Genomic DNA, 19,127 nt, shown 5'->3' with positions numbered 1-19,127 from the left:
GGGCCGGAGCGGGGTTGGGTGATGGTCCCCCTGCCGTTGCTGCGCCGTCGCTTCGCTGGCCGTCCCCGTACCCGAGGTAACACCGCAGACTCACGGGTTTCAGAAATGTGACATCTGGACCCGATAAATCGGCTCCGCCGTGGATATTCAATCCAACGGACGGGCACACCAGTCTGGAATACGTCCACAGCAGATATGCGACGGTTGAGTCCCCTAGCGTGGTGTCAATTCCCCCGGCAGGTTCACCGTCTCCTTGCACAGTGAAGGCCACCGCGGGAAGCTCTGTAGGTTCCGCCTAAAGAATCCACAAAGGAGCTGTGCCCACGATGGCCACACCCCATTCTGCCGTATCCACGCTCATCCAGAAACTCCTCGACGATCCCAACGTCGCCCACAACGACATGTTCCGCGAACTGATGCAGGCCGGCCTCCAGGACCTCGTCAACGCCGAAGCCTCCGCCACCATCGGCGCCGCCCCCTACGAACGCACCAGCGAACGCAACAACCGGCGTAACGGCACCCGGTCGAAGAAGATCTCCACCACCTCCGGCGATGTGGACATCAACATCCCGAAACTGCGGCACGGGTCCTTCTTCCCCTCGCTGCTGTCGCCCAGACGCCGGGTCGACAAAGCCCTGCACGCGGTCATCTGCCAGGCCTACATCGACGGAGTATCCACCCGCAAAGTCGATGACCTGGTCAAAGCTCTCGGCATCGACTCCGGAATCTCGAAGTCCACCGTCTCGCGGATCTGTGCCGACATCGACGAGGCCGTCGAGGAGTTCCTCACCCGACCGTTGACCCACACCTGGTTCCCCTACGTCTACCTCGACGCGACCTACGTCGACGTCCGCCGGGGTGGTGGGGTCCACAACAAAGGCGGCAGGGTCATCTCCCAGGCCGTTGTCGTGGCCACCGGCGTATCTGCCCAGGGTCGTCGAGAGATCCTCGGCATGGCCGTCGGCGATTGAAGAATCCACCGACATCTGGACCGAATTCCTCCGCAACCTGCGTGAACGCGGCCTGAAGGTCTCCACCGATACCGATCCGTTAGGTGTGGCGTTGGTCATCTCCGACGCACACAGCGGTATCAAGGCCGCGACGACAGCGATCCTGCCCGGGGCCGGCTGGCAACGCTGCCGGGTCCACTTCGCCTGCAACGTCACCCAGAAGTTGGGCTCAAGGCACTCCAAGCCGATCAACGCGCTGATCTCCGCGGTATTCGCCCAGACCGATCAGCAGGCGCTGGTCGCCCAGTACAAGCAGGTCACCACCGCACTGAGGTCCTCGTGCCCTGACGTCGCCGACATGCTCACCGCCGCGGAAACGGACCTGACCGCGTTCACCGGCATGCCGGTGGAGCACTGGGGAGAAGATCTGGTCGAACAATCCGATTGAGCGGCTCAACCGGGAGATCAAGCGGCGCGCTGACGTTGTCCAGGTGTTCCCCGACCGGGCGTCGGTGACCCGGCTGATCGGTGCTGTCCTGGCCGAACAGCATGAGGAGTGGCAGTACGGTGAGCGTCGGTATCTCTCAGAGATCAGCATGAGGAAACTCGCCCACACCCTCTACGACCCCGACGACGGTGTCCACGACTCCGCTGACGCGGTCGGGGTTCCGGATGTGCAGTTCATGATCGGAGCTTGATGACCGTGATCCCCACGGTCCCCACGGTCCCCATGGTCCCTATGGTCTACGACGACGGCTGAGCTGGTCGACTCGTCGCTGACAATCCCCCTGTTCACAGGGACCGACAAAGAACACCACTCAAAGAGACTTGACCGCAGGTCTGAAAGAATCGCCTACTCGGGAGCTGTCTACTCCGGGTTGACGATGCTCTTGAGAAGCTGCTGAGTGGCCGGATCTGTCGAGTACACCACCACACCCCTCATTCCGCGGGTAAGCAGCACGCGGTAGCCATTGCGCAGGCGCTGGACAGCGCTGTTCTTCGTGTCGCCGGGTACTCCCTCCCGTTCCTGCTTCCTGGCCAGCCGCTTGAGCGTCGTGTACTCGGACGCCTCGTAGTCGGGTTTCAGCCTCGCCTGGGTGGCGTCGTACCGCAGATCGGGGCCCATGATCACGCCGCAGTAGTCGAACTCGAAGCCCTGTCCGGAGAATATCGAGCCAGCCTGCTTCGCTCCCTTGTCCTCGAATGCCCAGAAGTCAGACTTCGGGTAACCCTCGGTGTTCGACGGCAGGTTCCACTGGATAGACCAGTCGCCTATGACGATGTCATAGGGGACATCCTCGACATGGGAGAATGACTTCTTCGTTTCCGGATCCTTCTGCGTCCACGGCCAGCAGAAGCCCGCCATGATCCGTGGATCCTGCTCCGAGTGCGCGGCGAGAATCTGTTCCATCTGTTCGGGGGAATCCGCGACCTTGACCCAGAAATTCTCCTCGTCATGCCACACGGCAGGCTCATCGTCGACGAGGTGGTCCACCCAGGACTCGAAGGTCTTTGAACCACCGCTTCGGTGCTGCTCCTCCAGCTCGTAGAGCTGGAAGTCTGCCCCGATGAGGTCTGCGACTTCCTTCACCTTCTCCGTGGTGAGGTAGTCGGTGGCCGTGGTCTGCTGCCAGTCATCCATCATCAGCACCAGGACCTTGGCGGAGTTCGCCAGCTCCCGGAGCTGCGTCATGTTGAAGCGCTCCAGCTCCTCCTGGATGTCCTTCCGGTTCGCATTGCCGGTGCGGACCGTCCACTCGTTGAGCCGCTGGGCCTCATCGACGATCAACAGATCGAGAGAGTCCCAGATCTCGTCCTTCCAGTAGGTCCGGGCAGAAGTGATCGTCTCCGCGACCGGCTTTGTCTCCTTCGATCGCTTAGCGACCTTCTTCAGCGTCTCGCGCAGCGAGGTAGAGTTCGTTGCGAAGGAGACCTGCCGCTCGGCAGCGGCTTCCCTGCCCAGAAGGTTCATGCAGATCCAGGTCTTGCCGGAGCCGGGCTTACCGTTGACGACGATGATCGTCTTCCCTCTGGGATTCCGGGGGTCGAGGGCGTCGTTGAACTTCTTCTGGATGTCGTTGACGACCTCCCGCTGCTCTTCACTGAGTGGGAACGTTTCCGGATTCTGGAAGATCTCGCCTGCCGCCTCCAGGATGTCCTTGCTCTTCTTCGGCGCGTTGTTCTCGAGGGCCTCGGCAACCACGCGTCCGTTGATGTTGTCGAAGTGCTTCTGAAGGAATGCGGTGAACGCCGCGTCCCCGCTGGTGTCGCCGGAGAACAATCGGTCGGCGTACCACTGCCCGGCAGACTTCAGCGACTGGAGAGACTCTGCGGTGGCGTTGTGAAGGTAGGCGGCGGCCTCCGTGGTGGCTTCCTCCGGGTGGAAGCCTTCAATGTAGTGCTGGACTACCTGCGCGTAGCCGAATGCCTGCCGTACCGGATGCTCGACCTTGCCGTAGCGCGCAGCGATCTCGGAGACCCAGTTGTTGGTGGGGTCCCAGGTAGCTTCGCTCCACTGCTTCAACTCGATGACGAGCACGCTGGGCAAGCCGTCCTTGTATCCGGAAAGGATCACGTCGGCACGACGGTGACCGTACTGAGGCGGGTTGAACTCCAGCGAAACGTAGACGCTGGACAGTTCGGCATCGCGGATCACCTCGGCGATCCGCGGGAGGCTGTGCTTCCAGGATCCTTCTTCTCCGGTGTCGCTGATGCGCTCGGCAGCAGACTTCTTCTTCATCATGGACCGGATCAGGTCATCGATGGCGGCGGGGCGGGTGGAGTTGTAGAAATTCTCGGCGGAATCCACGTAACGGGAACGGTCGGCCATATCGGCTCCTTGCAGCACGAAATTCGTGCGACGTGGAGGCGTGTCCCAGTGGAAGCCTGTCGGGGTCGCTTGTCAGATGAGGTGGCGCGCAGTACGCCGGAATGTGGGGAGCGTCGTCCTGCTACGGCAGAAGCGACGGCTCAGGTCAGTCGGCTCCCTGACCGAGGAGCTGTCTGAGCACCTCGCGGGTCCGCCGGTCGGGCGAGTAGATCAGCGTGCCCTGCATCCCGCGGGTGAGCAGGACCTTGTAAACGTGCCGGATCAGTACGTCGAAGTCGTGGTCGGTCAGTGACTTCTTCCGCAGCGCCGGATCGAGGTTGGCGGCGCGGACCGTGCGGAAACCACCGTCGCGCCAGACCATGTCCGGGCCGATGATCACGCCGGACCAGTCGTACTCGAAGCCCTGGGCCGTGTAGATGCAGCCGACCTGGCCGAAGCCGCCGTCGCCGGTCGCCCAGAGGAAAGACTGAGGTGCGTTGCCGACTCTCCTCTTCTCCGGGTTGTTCCAGGGCTTCTCCCAGTCACCGATACGGACATCCGGGGCGAGCTCGGTCTGTCCCTTCGAGACCTTGCTCCATCGCCAGCAGAAGCCGGCGGCGATACGGGCGGAGTACCCCTCGGCCGCCTTGAGCGACAGGATGCGCTCCATCTCCTCCGGGGTTTCAACGACTGAGATCGCGACCTCATGCTGAGGTTTCAACACCGGTGGATGCTCAGGGTCGAGGGCATGGACGGTGATGTTGGGTACTGCTGCGACATCGAAGTCTGGAGTGAAGACGGAACCGTCGGTGTCGGCGTCCTCCGTGGCGTCCTTCGTGGCGTCCTGCGGGGGATCGGCAAGCCCGAGGACCTCCTCGACCCAGTTGGTGTAGACCAGACTGCCGCCGCAGCGGAACTGCTCGGTGAGCTCCACATGCTGGACCTCAAGGCCCTTGGACTTGGCAAACTCCGTGATCTCGTGGAGGGACCCCAGCTCGCCGGGGCGCACGACCTGGTTCTCGTCCAGGAGGAACACCGGGGTGCGGGCGACATCGATGAGCTCATCGATCTGTGGGCGACCGGTGCGCAGATGGGCCTGGGTATACCGGTTGGTGGAGGTCTCCCGGATACGGTGGGCCTCATCAGCGATGAGCACGTCGAGGGAGTTTTTCTCCGCCTCCAGGAAGCTGTTGAAGTACTGGAAGAGATCCTGGGTAGCGCGGTGCCGGTGGCCGGCAATCTTCTCCATTGTCTGTTTGAACGCCTGAGACCCCGTGGCGTGCAGGACTTTCTTTCCCCGCCGGGCCAACTCGCCGAGCAGTGACAGCGCGACGACCGACTTGCCGGTGCCAGGGCCGCCAGAGACGACGATAACTCGCTTGGCGTCCGTCTTGTCCGCACGCTCCACCGCGTGGAGGACCATGTCGACGGCCTGACGCTGCCGGTCGAGGAGGATGAACTGCTCGCGGTCCCGGATCTCCGCGGCGGCGGAGGTGAGCAGCTGCTGGGACGGTGCGACCGCGGATTCGATGAAACGGTCGATGACGGAGGCATCCCGGACGGGGGAGATGCGGGCCTTCAGGAAAGAGGCGAAGGTCTCGATGTCGGCACCGGTGAACAGCTCCGAACGCAGGTCGGAGGTGTAGTCGTCCAGCTCGACGACGGCGGCACGGTGACTGACGTTGTGGAGGAAGACCGCTCCCTGGACGCTCTCAGGGTGACCGTCGAAGATGGTGAGGAAGTTGGTGAGCAGTTCCCGGTAGGTGTCAACCTGGCGCAGCGGGTGCAGGCGCGGACCACCGAGCGTGCCGGGCACGTCGACCAGTTTCGGATCGTCCTCGAAGAGAGTCGCTGAACTCCATTGCTTGAGTTCGATCACGACGAAGGAAGGGAGCCCGGTTGCCGGGTTGGTGCCGGCGATGATCGCGTCCACCCGCTTGGAATTCAGGGGAAGCTTCTGCTCCAGAAGGACGTCGACATCCTCGAGCCCGGCATGGGTGAGGACCTTGGCCAGCTCGGGGATGCTGTTCTCCCAGGAGCGGCGCTCAGCCGAGGAGCAACCGAGACCTTCGTATCCAGCCTGGGTGGCCATATGGTCACCGAGGTCCTTCGGGTTGGCGAAGCGGGACAGGAGCTCGGCGGCAGTCGTCCGAAGCAGAGGCATGGGGTTCTCCAGGCAGCACGAATACTCGTGCGACGTGGAGGCATGTCCCAGCGGAAGCCTGTCGGGTCGCTCTTACCTGATTCACAGTACCTGGTGGGGTTCGGTGCGGGGGTGGGATGGTGGCGAATGTCTTTGTGGAGGAACAGAAGACCATGAACCCCGAAGGCCGGGGTAGTTCATTGTTTGACAGTCAAGTTCGATGACATCCACGCTGAGCTTCGTGCCGCGTTGCCTGAAGTGCTGATGGGCCGCTGAGCGCCCCGGGCCGATTACACTGGGCGACCGTGAACCTCCCCGCCACTCTCGCTGATGTCGCCACCGCCGCTGGAGTCTCCCGTTCCACCGCCTCGCTGGTGCTCAACGGTCGGCCGGGACCTGCGAGTGCGACGGTGGAGAAGGTGCAGCAGGTGGCCGACGAACTCGGCTACCGGCCCGACGTTCGCGCGCGGCGGTTGCGCGGGGCGAAATCCCACTGTGTCGCCCTGCTCACCACGGTGCCCGAGGCTGTCGCCGGTGACGAGTCCGGTTACAGCTTCCAGATCGCCCTGGCCGTGCCGCTGTCCCGCCTACTTCTCGCCCGCGGCTATTCGATGCTCCTCGTCCCACCACTGCAGGACATCCGCCAGCTCGACGACCTCGACATGGACGCCGCCGTGATCGTCGAACCGCGTAGCGGGGAACCCCTCACCACCGAACTGCACCGCAGGGGCGTGAAGACCGTTGCCGTCGGCGATGCGCCGGGGCTGCAGGTGGACGGAGTGGTCGACCGCGGTGCCTCCGGTGCGGACGTGATGCTCGCCCATCTCCGGGACGTCGGGGCCCGGCACATCGGGGTGCTGCTGGGGGAGGCGGACAACTCCGTGACGGTGAGCGTCCGCAACTATCTCCGGCAGGTAACTGGTGACACGTCAGCAGGCTCCGGCCCCGATAGTTCCGTGGAATACCTGGTGACCACCTGCCAGGTCGACCGGGCAGCGGCGAGGACGGCAACCCGTGAACTCCTTGCTGCCCAACCCGAAACCGACGCGGTCTACGCGCCCACTGACCTGCTGGCGCTCGGTGTCCTAGATGCAGCGGCCGATCTAGGGCGTGCCGTGCCCGGTGACCTGCTCGTCGCCACGAACTTCAACGGGCCGCGCGCCCTGGGGGCAACACCGCCGTTGACCTCCCTGGACCTGGACATGACGGCGGTAGCTGAGGCCTGCGCCGAGCTCATCATCGAGAGCGTTGACGGGGGGGCGGAGGACGGCGTCCTGCGTCAGGATGTACGGCAGCCGGGCCTCGTCATGCGCGGCTCCACCGTGCCGGGCACCTCCACCGTTTCGGGCCGGTAAAACCTTCCACCTCCGGCGTGCGGATCTCAGAATTGTGTATTTCAATCGATTTAAACCAGGATAGAGGACAATCGAGAGGAAACCGACCATGTCCACCGCAGCCGCCCGCACGGACCAACACACACCCACCGGCCACCAACTACACCCCGTCGACACGATGCCCGCCTGGCCCCGGGCGATCATTCTCGCCCTCCAGCACGTCATCGTGATGATCTCTACACCCATCGCATCCGTCTTCCTCATCAGCGGGGTACTCCAGCTCGACGGCGACGTCACCCGTAGCGTCCTCTGCGTGACCCTGCTCGCCTGCGGCATCGGATCGATCCTGCAGTCCATGGGCTGGCTGAAACTCGGCGCGAAACTCCCGTTCGTCATGCTCCCCGGCGGCGCGGCCGTGGCGATCTTCATCCAGATCGCCACGGAACACTCCGCCCCCGTAGCAACCGGTTCCGTCATCATCGCCGCCGCCGTCTGCCTCATACTCTCCCCGCTGGCGGGTGTGATCGTGAAGGTCATCCCGCCGGTTGTGCTTGCCGTGATGATCACCGTCATCGGCGTAAACGTCGTCAAGATCGCCGGTGGCCTGATCTCCAAAGACGAGAAAGCCCCGCTGTGGGCGATCGGCCTGGCCGCCGCGACGGTCGGGGCCATCATCGTCCTGCAGATCGTGCTGCCCCGACGCTTTCGCTCTGTCGCGATTCTCCTCGGCATGGTCGTCGGTACCGTCCTCGCCGCAGCAACCGGCCACTTCGAATCCGTGAGCACCGATGATGTGCTCCGCCTGCCCACCTGGCTGCCCTACGGCTCGGTGACCTTCGACATCGTCGCCGCTGTCCCGCTCATCGTCTTCAGCATCGGTTCCATGGCCGAGGCCACGGGCCAGACCACCCTGAACGCCGACATCGTCGGCAAGAAGATCGACAAGGGCGCCACTGTTGCGGCCACGGTCCGTGGTGACGCGCTCACCTCCCTTATCGCCGCACCGTTCGGCGGCCAGACGATGCTCACCAGCGGTGAGAATATCGGCATCGTCCGGGCGACCGGCGTTACGAGTCGCTTCGTGACTGCACTGGCCGGTGTCTTCCTCATCCTCATCGCCCTCATTGGACCGGTCGCCGATCTCATCCAGTCCATCCCCGCACCCGTGATCGGCGGCACCGCCGTCTACGCCTTCACCATGATCGTCGTCTCCGGACTGCGCATGTTCCAGGGCATCGACATGACCGACGACGCCAACTTCCTCACCGCCACCGCCGGATTCGCCGCCGGCCTGCTACCGATCCTCGCACCCTCTCTCTACCTCAACCTGCCTACCGACCTGCGACTTCTGCTAGGCAACGGCGTGACCATGTCCGCCATCGTCGGTATGGTCGTCGCCGGACTGATCCTGCTGTGGAAGAAGGCCACCCGATGACACCTGATGCACTGTGCTCACTGCCGGACTCTTACGTCCTCACCCCAGGACACACCTGGACGGCCGACAGATTCCTGACCGGACAAGCGGTGGTCGTTGAGAACGGGCAGTTCGCGTGGGTCGGCCCAGAGTCCGAGCTGCCGGAGATCTACTCCGACCACAGCCGTGTGGAACTCGGCGACCATGCCCTCGTCCCCGGCATGGTCGACTGCCACCAGCACCTGGCCCAGACACTCGGTCGGCCCTACGCCTTCGGTGAACCCTCTGAAATCTTCCGTCGGGTGTGGGTTCCGCTGGAAGGTTCTCTCAACGAGGATGAGCTTGCGGTGAGTGCACGCCTTGGGCTGGTGGACGCTCTGCTCGGCGGCTTCACCGCCGTCGCCGACGCGGGGGCCCGGTCAGCCCACGACCCGGGCATCATCGCCGACCAGGCCCGCAAGGTCGGAGTGCGGCTGGTCCTGGGCAAGATCAGCCACGACATCGGTGAGGGTACTGCTGACGCCGTGGTCGCCTCCGCGGAAGAGCACCTGCGACGCTTCGCCGGCGACGACTGGGTCCACGGCTCCGTCGCTGTCGCCACCCCGGAGATGGCGACCCCAGGCACCTTGGCGCGGCTGGCGGACCTGTGTCGGGCGGAGGACGCGGTGCTGCAGACACACGTCAATGAACACCTGGCAGGTGTGGAACGTACCCTTCTCGCCACCGGGCGGCGTCCTCTCGGACTTCTCGAGGACGCCGGCGCGCTCGACCGGCACCTTCTCGCCGCGCACACCACGCTGCTGACGCCGGAGGAGAAGATCCGGCTGGCACACTCCGGTGCAGCCTGGTCATATAACCCTGTCGCCAGCGCCTGGAAGGGCAATGTCATCGCCGACGCCCTGACCATGCTCGCTCTCGGTGCACGCACCGGACTCGGGACCGACGGCACCCGGGCGGACGCCTTCCGCCTGATGGATGCCGCCGAGACCGCCCAGCGTTTCGCCTCCGCCATCGAGGTCGGTGACCCTGTCGCCGGTGGTGGTGACGACTGGCTGCGGGCGGCCACCACTGGTGGGGCGGACGCGACGGGCCTCGGAGACGAGGTCGGGTCCATCGCCGCCGGGTTCCGGGCGGACATGCTCGTGCTCCGACTCGACACCCCGGACTTCATCTGCCCGGTCGACCTCGCCTGGGAGCTGGTCCGTCTCGGTCACCGCGATCAGATCCACGCGGTGATCACCGACGGGACGACCCGTGTCCTCGACGGGGAGTTCCTCCACCTGGATTACGACCAGCTCATCGCGGACGCCAGGACGGCGTCCGCTGCGGTCTGCGCGCGGGCAGGGCTCGGTCGACGGGGACATCACGGCGGGCAGCGATGACCACCGCCACCATCGTTATCCTGTCCCTGGTGGTCTTCGTCGCGGCCCTGGTGCAGGGGACCAGCGGCATCGGTTTCGCACTCATCGTCTCTCCGGTGGCGACACTGCTGGCACCGGAGCTGGTTCCGACGATCGTGCTGTTACTCATGCTGCCGCTCAACGCATTTGTCGCATTGCGGGAGTGGCGGTCGATTGATTGGCGGGGCGGGGCGTGGATCAGCGCCACCCGGATCGTGTTCACTCTGGTCGGGCTGCTGATGGTGGCAGTGCTTTCCACCACCGGTCTGACTGTCCTGGTCGCCCTGGTGACGATCGGCGCGGCCCTGGTCAGCCTTTTCGCGCCGCCTTTCGCACCGACCCCGGCCGCGTTCCTCGCGGCCGGCGCAGTGACCGGAATCAGCGAGACAGCGACGGGCGTGGGCGGGCCTCCGATGGGCCTTGTCTACCAGCACAGTCGACCGGCGGTTCTGCGGTCCACCGTTGCGACCTGCTTCTTCATCGGGGAGGTGGTCTCCCTGGTCGCGCTGACGGTCACCGGCTCCGCGCCGGACGGGTGGCTGGGAGACTCCCTTGTCCTGCTACCTGCGCTCGTGCTGGGCACCGTGGGCAGTACCCTGGTTGTCCGCCGCTTCCCATTGCTGGATCTGCGGATGGCGGTTATCGTCTTCTCGGTCCTCTCCGGTGCAGTTCTGCTGGTGCAGGCGGTGGCGTGACGGGCGGGGTTCTTTACCGTCAGCCCAGTTCAGCCAACCGATCCATATAGCCGGACATGGACCCGTCGATGATCGACTGGTGTACCGCACCGGCGCCGAACATGGACTCCATGGCGAAAAGCCCTGAAATCACCGCCAGTACCTGCTCGGCAGTCATCTGGTCGACCGGTGTCGCGGCGGTGAAGGAAGCCAGCGGCTGACCACCCAGATCCTGCATCCAGGAATCCCGCCGGAACTCAGTGAATTCGCCGGAGAACTCGGTACGGAGATCAGCGGTTCCGGAAGGCTCCGGTTTCAGCTCCGCGTCCTCATCCATCTCCGCCCGGAACTTGGTGAGAGCAGCGTAACGACCAGTGGAACCTCCGTCATCGCCCTTCCCACCATCGTCTCCCCCGGAGAGCGAACCGCCAGACACGCCACTCGCCGCAGCATCCTTCGACGGGCGGAGTGTGAAGATCAGCTCCTCGGGATCGAGGTGAAGGGCCTCGAAGACCCGTCTGAGCAGAGTCACCTTGGTGTTGGTGTCATTGTTGACCCACACCCCGAGGCCCGGATCGGCCACCCGAAGCCCCCGCTTTCCCTCGTGCGCGGCAGGCTCCGTGGTCAACAGGTTGTCGGTTCCGGCGAACCCCAACAGCGCTGCACGATGCTGCTGGAGCAGCACATGCAGCACCTTGGGTACGAGGTTCGCCCAGTCGGTGACGGTCTCGGAGACATCCCCGTACTCGTAGGCTGTCACCTCGCGGCCACGGAACGATGTGTCGGTCCCCATCGGCTCGGTCGGACGGACCACCTCAGGAGGCCGGAAATCGGTGTCGACGAAAGACCAGTACTCGAGCGCCTGGTGGACGAGCCGTGCCGACCGGGCACGGAGAGCGTCCTCGTTCCAGTGATCGGCAGACTTCACGTCCGCGTTGAGCCGGTACGGCGAAGAATTGAACCCCTCAGGCATTGTCTTCTTCTTCTGGAATGACGAGTTTGAGTAGGCCGAGTTATAGCCGGTGACCGTGAGATTGCCGATACGGTTCTCCCAGGTGTCGTGGATGTCCACGGCATCCGGTCCGAGTTCTTCCTCCCACGCACGGGTGAGGGTCTGCGGCATGATGTGCTCCACCGTGAGGTCACCGGAGGCGATCTTGTCGGCGATGTCCCGGTTGTCCTTCGAGTCACCGTTCTCCAGGACGTCGAAGAGGTACCGTCGGTGAGCCGGTCGTAGACGGTAGGTGTCCCGCGTTTCAAAGCTCTCCCGGAAGTCAACGTCATTCGGAAAGCGGCCGGAACCACCGTCACGACGGCGCAGAATCCAGGTGAGTAGATCTGCATAACTCTGGTGGGCGGTCCGGAGTTTGCGGAGTTCGCTGTACGCCGTGGCGAAGATCTTGTTCAGTGCATTAGCGCCGACCTGACATATCGTCCGTCGGAAAAGGTAGGACTCGATGATGTGGAGGACAGCATCAAGGTCACTCTCAGTGGTTTCACCGCGCCGGGCGTCCGCGACGACCGGCATGAGGAACGGATGAACCACATCACCGACAATGAGGTTCGCCCGGCTGAGCCGACGGTCCACGGTCGAGAAGCCGGTCGATGCGTGGGTGATGGCGCGACTGTTCTTCGAGTACTCGTAGATGTCGTCGAGAATCTGCGGGACCGAGTCGTCGCTGCGCTGCACGAAGAGTTTGAAGGCCTCGAAGATATCCGATTCTTTCGGCGTCTTGTTCGTCTTCGAAGTCAGGTACCAGCGGATGAACCAGTCCGTGCGGTAGTCGACGTTCTCCTCGATCGGGTTCCACCGCTGCTCGTAGAGCCGGTTCTGTTCCTCGAGCTTCTGGTTCATCAGCACGAAGTTGCGGATCTTGTCTGATTCGCTGAGGTTGAGTCCGGTGGAGTTCAGGGACTCGAAGATCCGCTGCGGATCATCGTGGGCTTCCAGGTCCAGGTGCATCACCTCAAGACGGGAAACGGCGTCCCACACCTGGTACGCGGTGAGATCGGTTGTGCGTAGCCGTTCGCGGAAGTAGCGGTAGTTGGCGGTGACATTGGAGGAGTCGACGAAGTCGTCCTCGGGGCCGAAGAGTGCCATGTAAGCTGCAGCGTCGTTCTTCACCGGCTTGAGTTTGAACTTCAGGCTATTCGGGTTGGCATCCACCAGCAGGTAGTCATCGACGAGCTTGCGTCCGAGGTCAGGGTCTTTGCCGACCTCGACATCCCCGGCGGCCACCGAGTGTGCGATAGCGAGAATGAGCAGACTGATCGTGGTGAGCCGCTGCTGGCCGTCGATCACGATCCAGGTCCACGAGTCCTCGGATTTACCGACAACGGCACCGAAGAAGTGCTTGGGCTGCTTGTCCCGGTCAGCGTGGGCGAGGGCTTCGAGATCGTCGAACAGTCGAGCGCACTGCGGCGTTCCCCAGTCGTAGTTGCGCTGGTAGACGGGGATCTCCAAGGTCGAGTTCGCCTTGTTGTAGATCTGCCAGATCTCGGTCGGCTGGCCCTTCATCGTGCTCCCTCAGGTCGTGGACAGGAAAGACTCGTCAGCAAGTGTATCGGGGGAGCAGGAATCAGCCCTCGAACACCGACGCCGACCTGTCCTGCCCACCCGCTACAGTTCTTCACTGTGACTAATGAGAATCAGGGACTCTCCTTCGCCGTGGTCGATGTGGAGACCACCGGCTTCACCAACCGCGACCGCGTCCTGGAAGTGGCCGTCGTCCACGCAGAGGCCGACGGGACCGTCACCGGGACCTGGAGCACGCTGGTCAACCCGGACCGGGACATCCCCAACACCCGGATCCACGGCATCAGCGCCGCCGATGTCGTCGGCGCACCGACCTTCGCCGACATCGCCGGAGAACTCTCCGACCAGCTCAACGGGCGGATCTTCGTCGCGCACAACGCCGCCTTCGATTCCCGGCTTCTCGCAGCGGAATTCGGGAGGCTGGGGCTTACCGACACCCCGTTCACAGGCGCCAGCCTGTGCACACTCACGCTGACCGGTCGGCTGCTCCCCGGCTCCGGCCGGGGGCTGTCTGCCGCACTGTCGGCAGCCGGGATCGTCAACGCCCACGCCCACGCCGCACTCGGCGACGCCGAAGCCACCGCCGAACTGCTGGGCCACTATCTCCACCGTGCCCCGGAGACCGTCGCACAGTTGCTCCGGGGCGTCCATCCGGTGTCGATATCCCGTGCCGATCTGACTGCACCGGCGTCCCACGTCTCGGATTCGCCGGCGATCCTCCACCGCCGCACGACGAAGGCCACCGCACCGGACGGCCGGTGGCTCAACCAGCTCGCCACCGGCGTCCCGGTCGTCGGACAACCGAACGTGGATGCCTACCTCGACCTGCTGGCCACGGCGATGCTCGACCGCGAACTCTCCGTCCACGAGATCGGTGAACTCACCGACTGTGCCGCCACCCTCGGCATCGGCCGGGACGAAGCCCTGGACCTGCACGCCGGTTTCGTCCGGCAGCTCGCAGTGCTGGCCTGGGCGGACGGCATCGTCACCGAGGAGGAGCGCGAGGAACTGCACGCGGTGGCCCGTGCCCTCGGCGTCGCAGCCGCAGCGGTCGACGCACTGCTTGATTCTCCGGTCACAGGCGGTGACGACGGGCCCGGGCAGTCGGCCGGTACCGGGTTGCGTCTGTCCCCCGGGGATCGCATCACCTTCACCGGGGAGACCGAGATCCCGCGCGCCGTGTGGGAGGCACGCGCGGTCGACGCCGGCCTGGACGTCGGCGGAGTGATCAAGAAGTCAGTCCTACTTGTCGCCGCCGACCCGGATTCCCTCAGCTCCAAGGCGAAGAAAGCCCGGAGCCTGGGGGTGCCCGTGATCTCTGAATCCGGTTTCGCCCGCCTGCTCGGTGAACTGGAGAACTCCGGGAGCGGTGCCGTCGATCCCCGCCTGGTGGTCGCTGCCTCGCATCCGGAGGCGGAGACTGTCGTCGGCGAGTCGGAAGACCTCGGGGACGACCTTGGAGAAACGATGCAGACCGGCGGATTCTACGATGACGAGGACGCCGTCCCGGTCGTCGAACTGGGGGACGAGGGTATGACGTTCGATGCGGACTCCCTCGGCAGCGCTTTCGACACCGCCGTCGGACTGCTCGGATTCATCGCCCGTACCCAGGGCAGTCTGCGCGCGGCGGTGGAACACGCAGGAATATCCGCGGTCGACGGGGAGCTTCCCGCCCACGTTGAGGCACTGCTTGCCCAGGCAGGAGAGGAGTCCGGCTGCTTCCACCTGGCACTGTCACAGCGCAGGGGAACTGTCGCCGATGTCCTCGGCCGGTTCTGGGAGTCCTGTGACGACCGTGATCAGCGGATCCTGCGTGACCGGATTATCGCCGAGAAACCGGCGACTCTCGACGAGATCGGACAAGCCGTCGGAGTCACCCGCGAGCGGGTCCGGCAACTCCAGAAGAAGCTCACCGCCCGCCTACGTCCAATGATCATCGCCGGGCCGGTCGCCGACCTGCGGGCCGGGGTCCGGGCGCACGCGTACCCGGTGGGGACGCTCGAACAGATCACTGCCGTCTTCCCGGAACTGGCTTCTGCCCTGCCCGGATGGGACGCGCCGTTGTGGCGGATCCTCGATGCCTTCGACGACGACTTCCGGATCGAAGACGGCTGGGTCTGTTTCCCCGATCTGCCGACCGCAGCCCAGCGCACCGGGAACCTCCTGGCACCGATGATCAACGACGAGGGCGTCGCGGAGCTGTCCGACGTCCTCGACCAGTCAAGCCTCGATGACGCGGCGACGCTCACCCAGTGGCTCACCACCTGCGGTTACCTCGTTCTTGACGACCACGTGCTCACACGTGTCGGGTCGCATCCGGCGCGGGCAGCGTCCCTGTTGTCGATCGCCGGCAGGCCGATGAGCGTCTCTGAGATGTACGCGGGCATCGGTAGCTCGAAGTCTGAACGGTCCTTCCGCAACGGTCTCTACAACAGCGACGATCTCATGCGCGTGGGAGTCGAGCAGTGGGCCCTGACCCGGTGGGGACTGCCGGAGTACACCGGCATCGCCGACCTCATCGGACAGCGGGTGGATGCCGCGGAGGCGGACGGCGCCGAAGGCGTCGTGCTGTCCGATCTCGTCGATGAACTGACCCGGGAGTTCGGTGTCTCCGCGAACTCGGTCACAACGTACGCAGCGACCGGCGACTTCACCTCAACGGGCGGTGTGGTCCGACGCCGGACCGAACCGATGGTCAACAACGCCACCCCGGAGGAGTCCAACGGCATCTACATCCATGACGGACGCTGGTGCAACCTGGTCACCGTGACGAAGGACCATCTGCGCGGTTCCGGGACCTACATCCCCAACGGACTGACAGCGATGCTGGACCTGGAATGGAACGAACCACGGATGATCCCGAGCGATTACGGTGAACAGCGCATTATCTGGGGCAACCTGGGCACCAGTTCCGTCGGGTCGATCCGACGGTTCCTCGAACCCCTCCAGATCACCGAGGGTGACCGTATCTGGATCGACCTGCACGACGGGGAGCACTTCTCCGTGACTCCGGCGCACTCATCGGATGCGGCGGAACTCGACGGACTGGACTGGCTCGTCGACCATGTCGGGGAAACTCCCGGGAAGGATGACGCGGCGTCCTACGGGATTGTCGCCGAAGCCCTCGGTCTGGCCCCAGATGCACCACGGCGAAAGGTCCTCGCCAGGTTCCGGCACCGCTCGGACGCCGAGGCAGTGGAAGTCCTCGAGAGAATCTGGATGTAGCGGAACGCCTCCGGGACGGCGATGCGAAAAAAGTGACCGCCGCTCTGTCCAGGATCCCCGACGTGGCTATCCCGCAGAGCTGACAGTATCCGACACGGCTTCCGGTCACTGATTCTGCAGTCACGGCGACACTCCGTTCGGCCAGTGGAATGGCAGGGAAGGCCTAACGCCCCCGGAACTCCGCCGCGAGATTGTCGAACTTCCCGCGGCGCACGGCGTCCTCCTCGTCCCAGCGGACAGCGTGCAGGGACAGACGCGCCGCACGGTCCGCCCACAGGTTGCCCTCACAGTCGGCGTGTCCCTTCACCCACCGGACCTCGGCATTGGGGTGGCTCTTCTTCTCGTGGACCGCATAGCTGCGCAGTGTCGACCAACGCCCCGGAATGGACTCCAGATCCGCCCACCACTGCAACGCCGGACGGGAGTCCGAATGGACGATGATCCTGCGGGCAGAGTTGCAGAACAGCATCACCCCGGCGGCGATCGCCGCAGTCTCCGCGACCCGGATCCGGGCATGGTCCTTGATGAACTCCCGGTCCAGTACCGCAGAGGCGACAACCCCCAGCGCCGGGCAGGACATCCCGATCGCCGACCACGGTGAACCCGGGACACACGAGGCATCCGTGTATACGTCGATCTGCTCCGGCTTCTCCTCCAGATCAGGGAACTCGGAGACCAGCAGCGGACGGTCCCCCGAACCCCACCAGCGGTCGGTGTAGCGGGCCCGGATCTCGAAGTTGTTCCGGTAACGCTCAGCAACCGAGCGGGTGGCAGGGTCGGTACGTACCCGCTGGTTTGTCGGCGGGTTCAGGACTCGACCTGACGAGCCAGCCAACGTAATGACATCCGGAACACCCCTGGACAGTGCCGTCATCGTCGTCAGATCCACGCTGTGGCACCGCTCCACGCCGGAAATGCCGAGCCCCGCTGACACAAGACCGGAGGCGACGTAGGTGGAATCGATCGGGAAAGGCTTGTTCCGAGAGGACGAAGGGTGCAGGCGCACCTGCAGCGGCAGGGGAGAGCGGCCGAGCTCGGGATGCCCGGCGATCCACTGCGCGAGGCTCTGCACCACCTGGCCCCGGTTCCCGGCGACCACCGGTGAATACGTGCCGCGGATGCTCACACACCCGGCGAACGTCGAGAAGCCGGGGCGGAAGAAATCATTGAGCTTGCGCACCGTGATGTCCACCGGAAGGTAGACCGTCGTGCCGGCACCCGCGGTCTGTGTCCGCGCTCTTCGCCGGGGCATACACGCGGGGCTGGGTGCGGACGGGCGACGGGTCGGGGCAGTACTCGCGGCGAGGGCGACGGTCACGGCTTCTCCTGTGTTCTGTGGGCGACAGGAGAGCAACCTAGTGGTGGTCAGGACGGGGAACCGTGGTGATCGAACACGGTGTTCGGGTGGCGGTGTCCATCGCTGCTACGCTCCGATTCATGACCTCTCCGGCCCCGCAGAGCACACCGGACCACGGCGACCGACCGCTGATCACCGCGATCCGCTCGGGTGGGCAGACCGGTGTGGACCGGGGTGCCCTCGATGCCGCCCGCGCCGTAGGCGTGACCACCGAAGGTTGGTGCCCCGCCGCCGGATGGGCGGAGGACCTGCCCGAGGCGCCGGGATTGCTCGTGGACTACCCGGAACTGCGGGAGACTCCCTCATCCGAACCAGCCCAGCGCACGGAGTGGAATGTGCGGGACAGTGACGTCACGCTGATCATCGGCTCCGACGTGGAACCGGGTGGCTCCGAGGTGTCACCGGGAACCACGTTGACGAGGGGCCTGGCGTCCTTCCACGGTCGTCCCGTCCGGGCGGTGGGAAGGGAAGACATCGAAGACGCCTGCGGGTGGTTGCAGTGTCAGGGCACCGGACTCACCGTGAACATCGCCGGGCCGCGGGAGAGTGAGTGGCCCGGCGCATACGAGGCGGCTTTCCGGATCGTCGGTGAACTGCTGCGGCGCAGTTCTGGTCCGCCGTCAGCCACTCGTTGAGAGTATCGCCGGTGGTGGGGCCGCCAAGGTCGGTCCAGACAGCGGCCTCTCCGTTGTGATGAGGCGCAGTGCCTCCACACCGGTACGAGGCGTGTCCTGGCCCCGGCGGTCCTTTAACCAGGCACGGTGAGGCGCGAGCGCAGAATCGGACAGCTCGGCGTCGGGGATATCCTCCAGCCGGGGTGCCTCACCCCACCCGTCATTGATTGCCAGGGTGAAATACCCGACAGCGAGCAGCCGCAGCACCGACAGTGCATCGGAGAACGTTGCCTACAGACACGACCCCGGCCCGGAGCCGTGGTTCACAACATGCCGGACGCCGTCATCGTCGAGCCAGAGACGGAACGTGGAACCCTCCCCGCCGTTGTAACCGATCGCGTACAACCGTTCCGGATCCGGCAGGTGGCCCTCGGGGAAGAGGTTCCGCGGCCCGCCGAAGAGCTTGGCGTCCGCCGTGTCGTGGACGTCGGGGTCGGCGATGGTGGCGTACTGCTGGCCGGGAGCAGTCCCGCGGACGAAACCCGGCGCTTCACACCGGTCGGCGAGGCTGAGGAACTCCTCCGGAATTGTGAAGTGGTCGGGCATACCTGCACCCAACTGGTCGCGGAAGGTTATGTGGTTGAGCGTAGCGCGAGGCGGGACGGGAGGAA

At 64.8% G+C, this 19,127-nt stretch carries 11 protein-coding genes and 1 pseudogene; 7 read left to right on the top strand and 5 right to left on the bottom strand.

Going from position 1 to position 19,127, the window contains the following annotated elements; genetic code table 11:
* Positions 1–326: 326 nt before the first annotated feature.
* Positions 327–1,648, top strand: a pseudogene (locus Q0A27_RS14990) (IS256 family transposase).
* A 170-nt stretch (positions 1,649–1,818) separates the two neighbouring features.
* Here the strand turns inward: Q0A27_RS14990 and Q0A27_RS14985 are convergent.
* Both Q0A27_RS14985 and Q0A27_RS14980 read right to left on the bottom strand, forming a co-directional pair.
* Complete coding sequence (locus Q0A27_RS14985) at positions 1,819–3,780, bottom strand: DNA/RNA helicase domain-containing protein (protein WP_291476676.1); 1,962 nt, start codon at positions 3,778–3,780, stop codon at positions 1,819–1,821.
* A 145-nt stretch (positions 3,781–3,925) separates the two neighbouring features.
* The gene (locus Q0A27_RS14980; RefSeq protein WP_367273332.1) at positions 3,926–5,923 is read right to left on the bottom strand and encodes a DNA/RNA helicase domain-containing protein; all 1,998 of its coding nucleotides are present in this window, start codon (positions 5,921–5,923) and stop codon (positions 3,926–3,928) included.
* Between the two features lie 284 nt (positions 5,924–6,207).
* Here Q0A27_RS14980 and Q0A27_RS14975 point away from each other — a divergent pair, with 284 nt between their 5' ends.
* The 4 genes from Q0A27_RS14975 (at position 6,208) to Q0A27_RS14960 (ending at position 10,745) form a co-directional block, all read left to right on the top strand.
* Positions 6,208–7,257 (top strand): LacI family DNA-binding transcriptional regulator, encoded by a 1,050-nt coding sequence (locus Q0A27_RS14975; protein WP_291476671.1) that lies wholly within the window; start codon positions 6,208–6,210, stop codon positions 7,255–7,257.
* An 88-nt stretch (positions 7,258–7,345) separates the two neighbouring features.
* Positions 7,346–8,671, top strand: coding sequence for a solute carrier family 23 protein (locus tag Q0A27_RS14970; protein WP_291476669.1), 1,326 nt, complete (start codon positions 7,346–7,348; stop codon positions 8,669–8,671).
* Between the two features lie 89 nt (positions 8,672–8,760).
* Positions 8,761–10,032 carry an amidohydrolase family protein gene (locus tag Q0A27_RS14965; RefSeq protein WP_291476668.1) on the top strand — a complete coding sequence of 424 codons (1,272 nt, stop codon included), beginning with the start codon at positions 8,761–8,763 and terminating at the stop codon, positions 10,030–10,032.
* Positions 10,029–10,745, top strand: a complete 717-nt coding sequence (locus tag Q0A27_RS14960; protein ID WP_291476666.1) for a sulfite exporter TauE/SafE family protein — start codon at positions 10,029–10,031, stop codon at positions 10,743–10,745. Before Q0A27_RS14965 ends, Q0A27_RS14960 begins: the two co-directional genes overlap by 4 nt.
* Positions 10,746–10,764: 19 nt before the next feature.
* Here Q0A27_RS14960 and Q0A27_RS14955 read toward each other — a convergent pair whose 3' ends face one another.
* The gene (locus Q0A27_RS14955; protein ID WP_291476664.1) at positions 10,765–13,242 is read right to left on the bottom strand and encodes a DUF262 domain-containing protein; all 2,478 of its coding nucleotides are present in this window, start codon (positions 13,240–13,242) and stop codon (positions 10,765–10,767) included.
* A gap of 117 nt (positions 13,243–13,359) precedes the next feature.
* Between Q0A27_RS14955 and Q0A27_RS14950 the strand changes: the two genes are divergently transcribed.
* A complete protein-coding gene (locus Q0A27_RS14950; protein WP_291476662.1) occupies positions 13,360–16,485 on the top strand; it encodes an exonuclease domain-containing protein in 3,126 nt (1,041 codons plus the stop codon).
* 163 nt (positions 16,486–16,648) lie between these two features.
* Here Q0A27_RS14950 and Q0A27_RS14945 read toward each other — a convergent pair whose 3' ends face one another.
* On the bottom strand, positions 16,649–17,737 hold the full coding sequence (locus Q0A27_RS14945) for a hypothetical protein (RefSeq protein ID WP_291476660.1): 1,089 nt from the start codon (positions 17,735–17,737) through the stop codon (positions 16,649–16,651).
* Between the two features lie 185 nt (positions 17,738–17,922).
* Between Q0A27_RS14945 and Q0A27_RS14940 the strand changes: the two genes are divergently transcribed.
* Positions 17,923–18,477: a putative molybdenum carrier protein gene (locus Q0A27_RS14940; RefSeq protein ID WP_291476658.1), complete on the top strand. Its 555-nt coding sequence runs from the start codon at positions 17,923–17,925 to the stop codon at positions 18,475–18,477.
* 270 nt (positions 18,478–18,747) lie between these two features.
* On the opposite strand, the gene Q0A27_RS14935 is transcribed toward Q0A27_RS14940, so the two are convergent.
* Complete coding sequence (locus Q0A27_RS14935) at positions 18,748–19,062, bottom strand: hypothetical protein (protein WP_291476656.1); 315 nt, start codon at positions 19,060–19,062, stop codon at positions 18,748–18,750.
* Positions 19,063–19,127 lie beyond the last annotated feature (65 nt).

This window comes from Corynebacterium sp. (assembly GCF_022712275.1).
GTDB lineage: Bacteria > Actinomycetota > Actinomycetes > Mycobacteriales > Mycobacteriaceae > Corynebacterium.
Note: the sequence above shows the minus strand (reverse complement) of the source record. Positions and strands in the feature narration are given on the sequence as shown.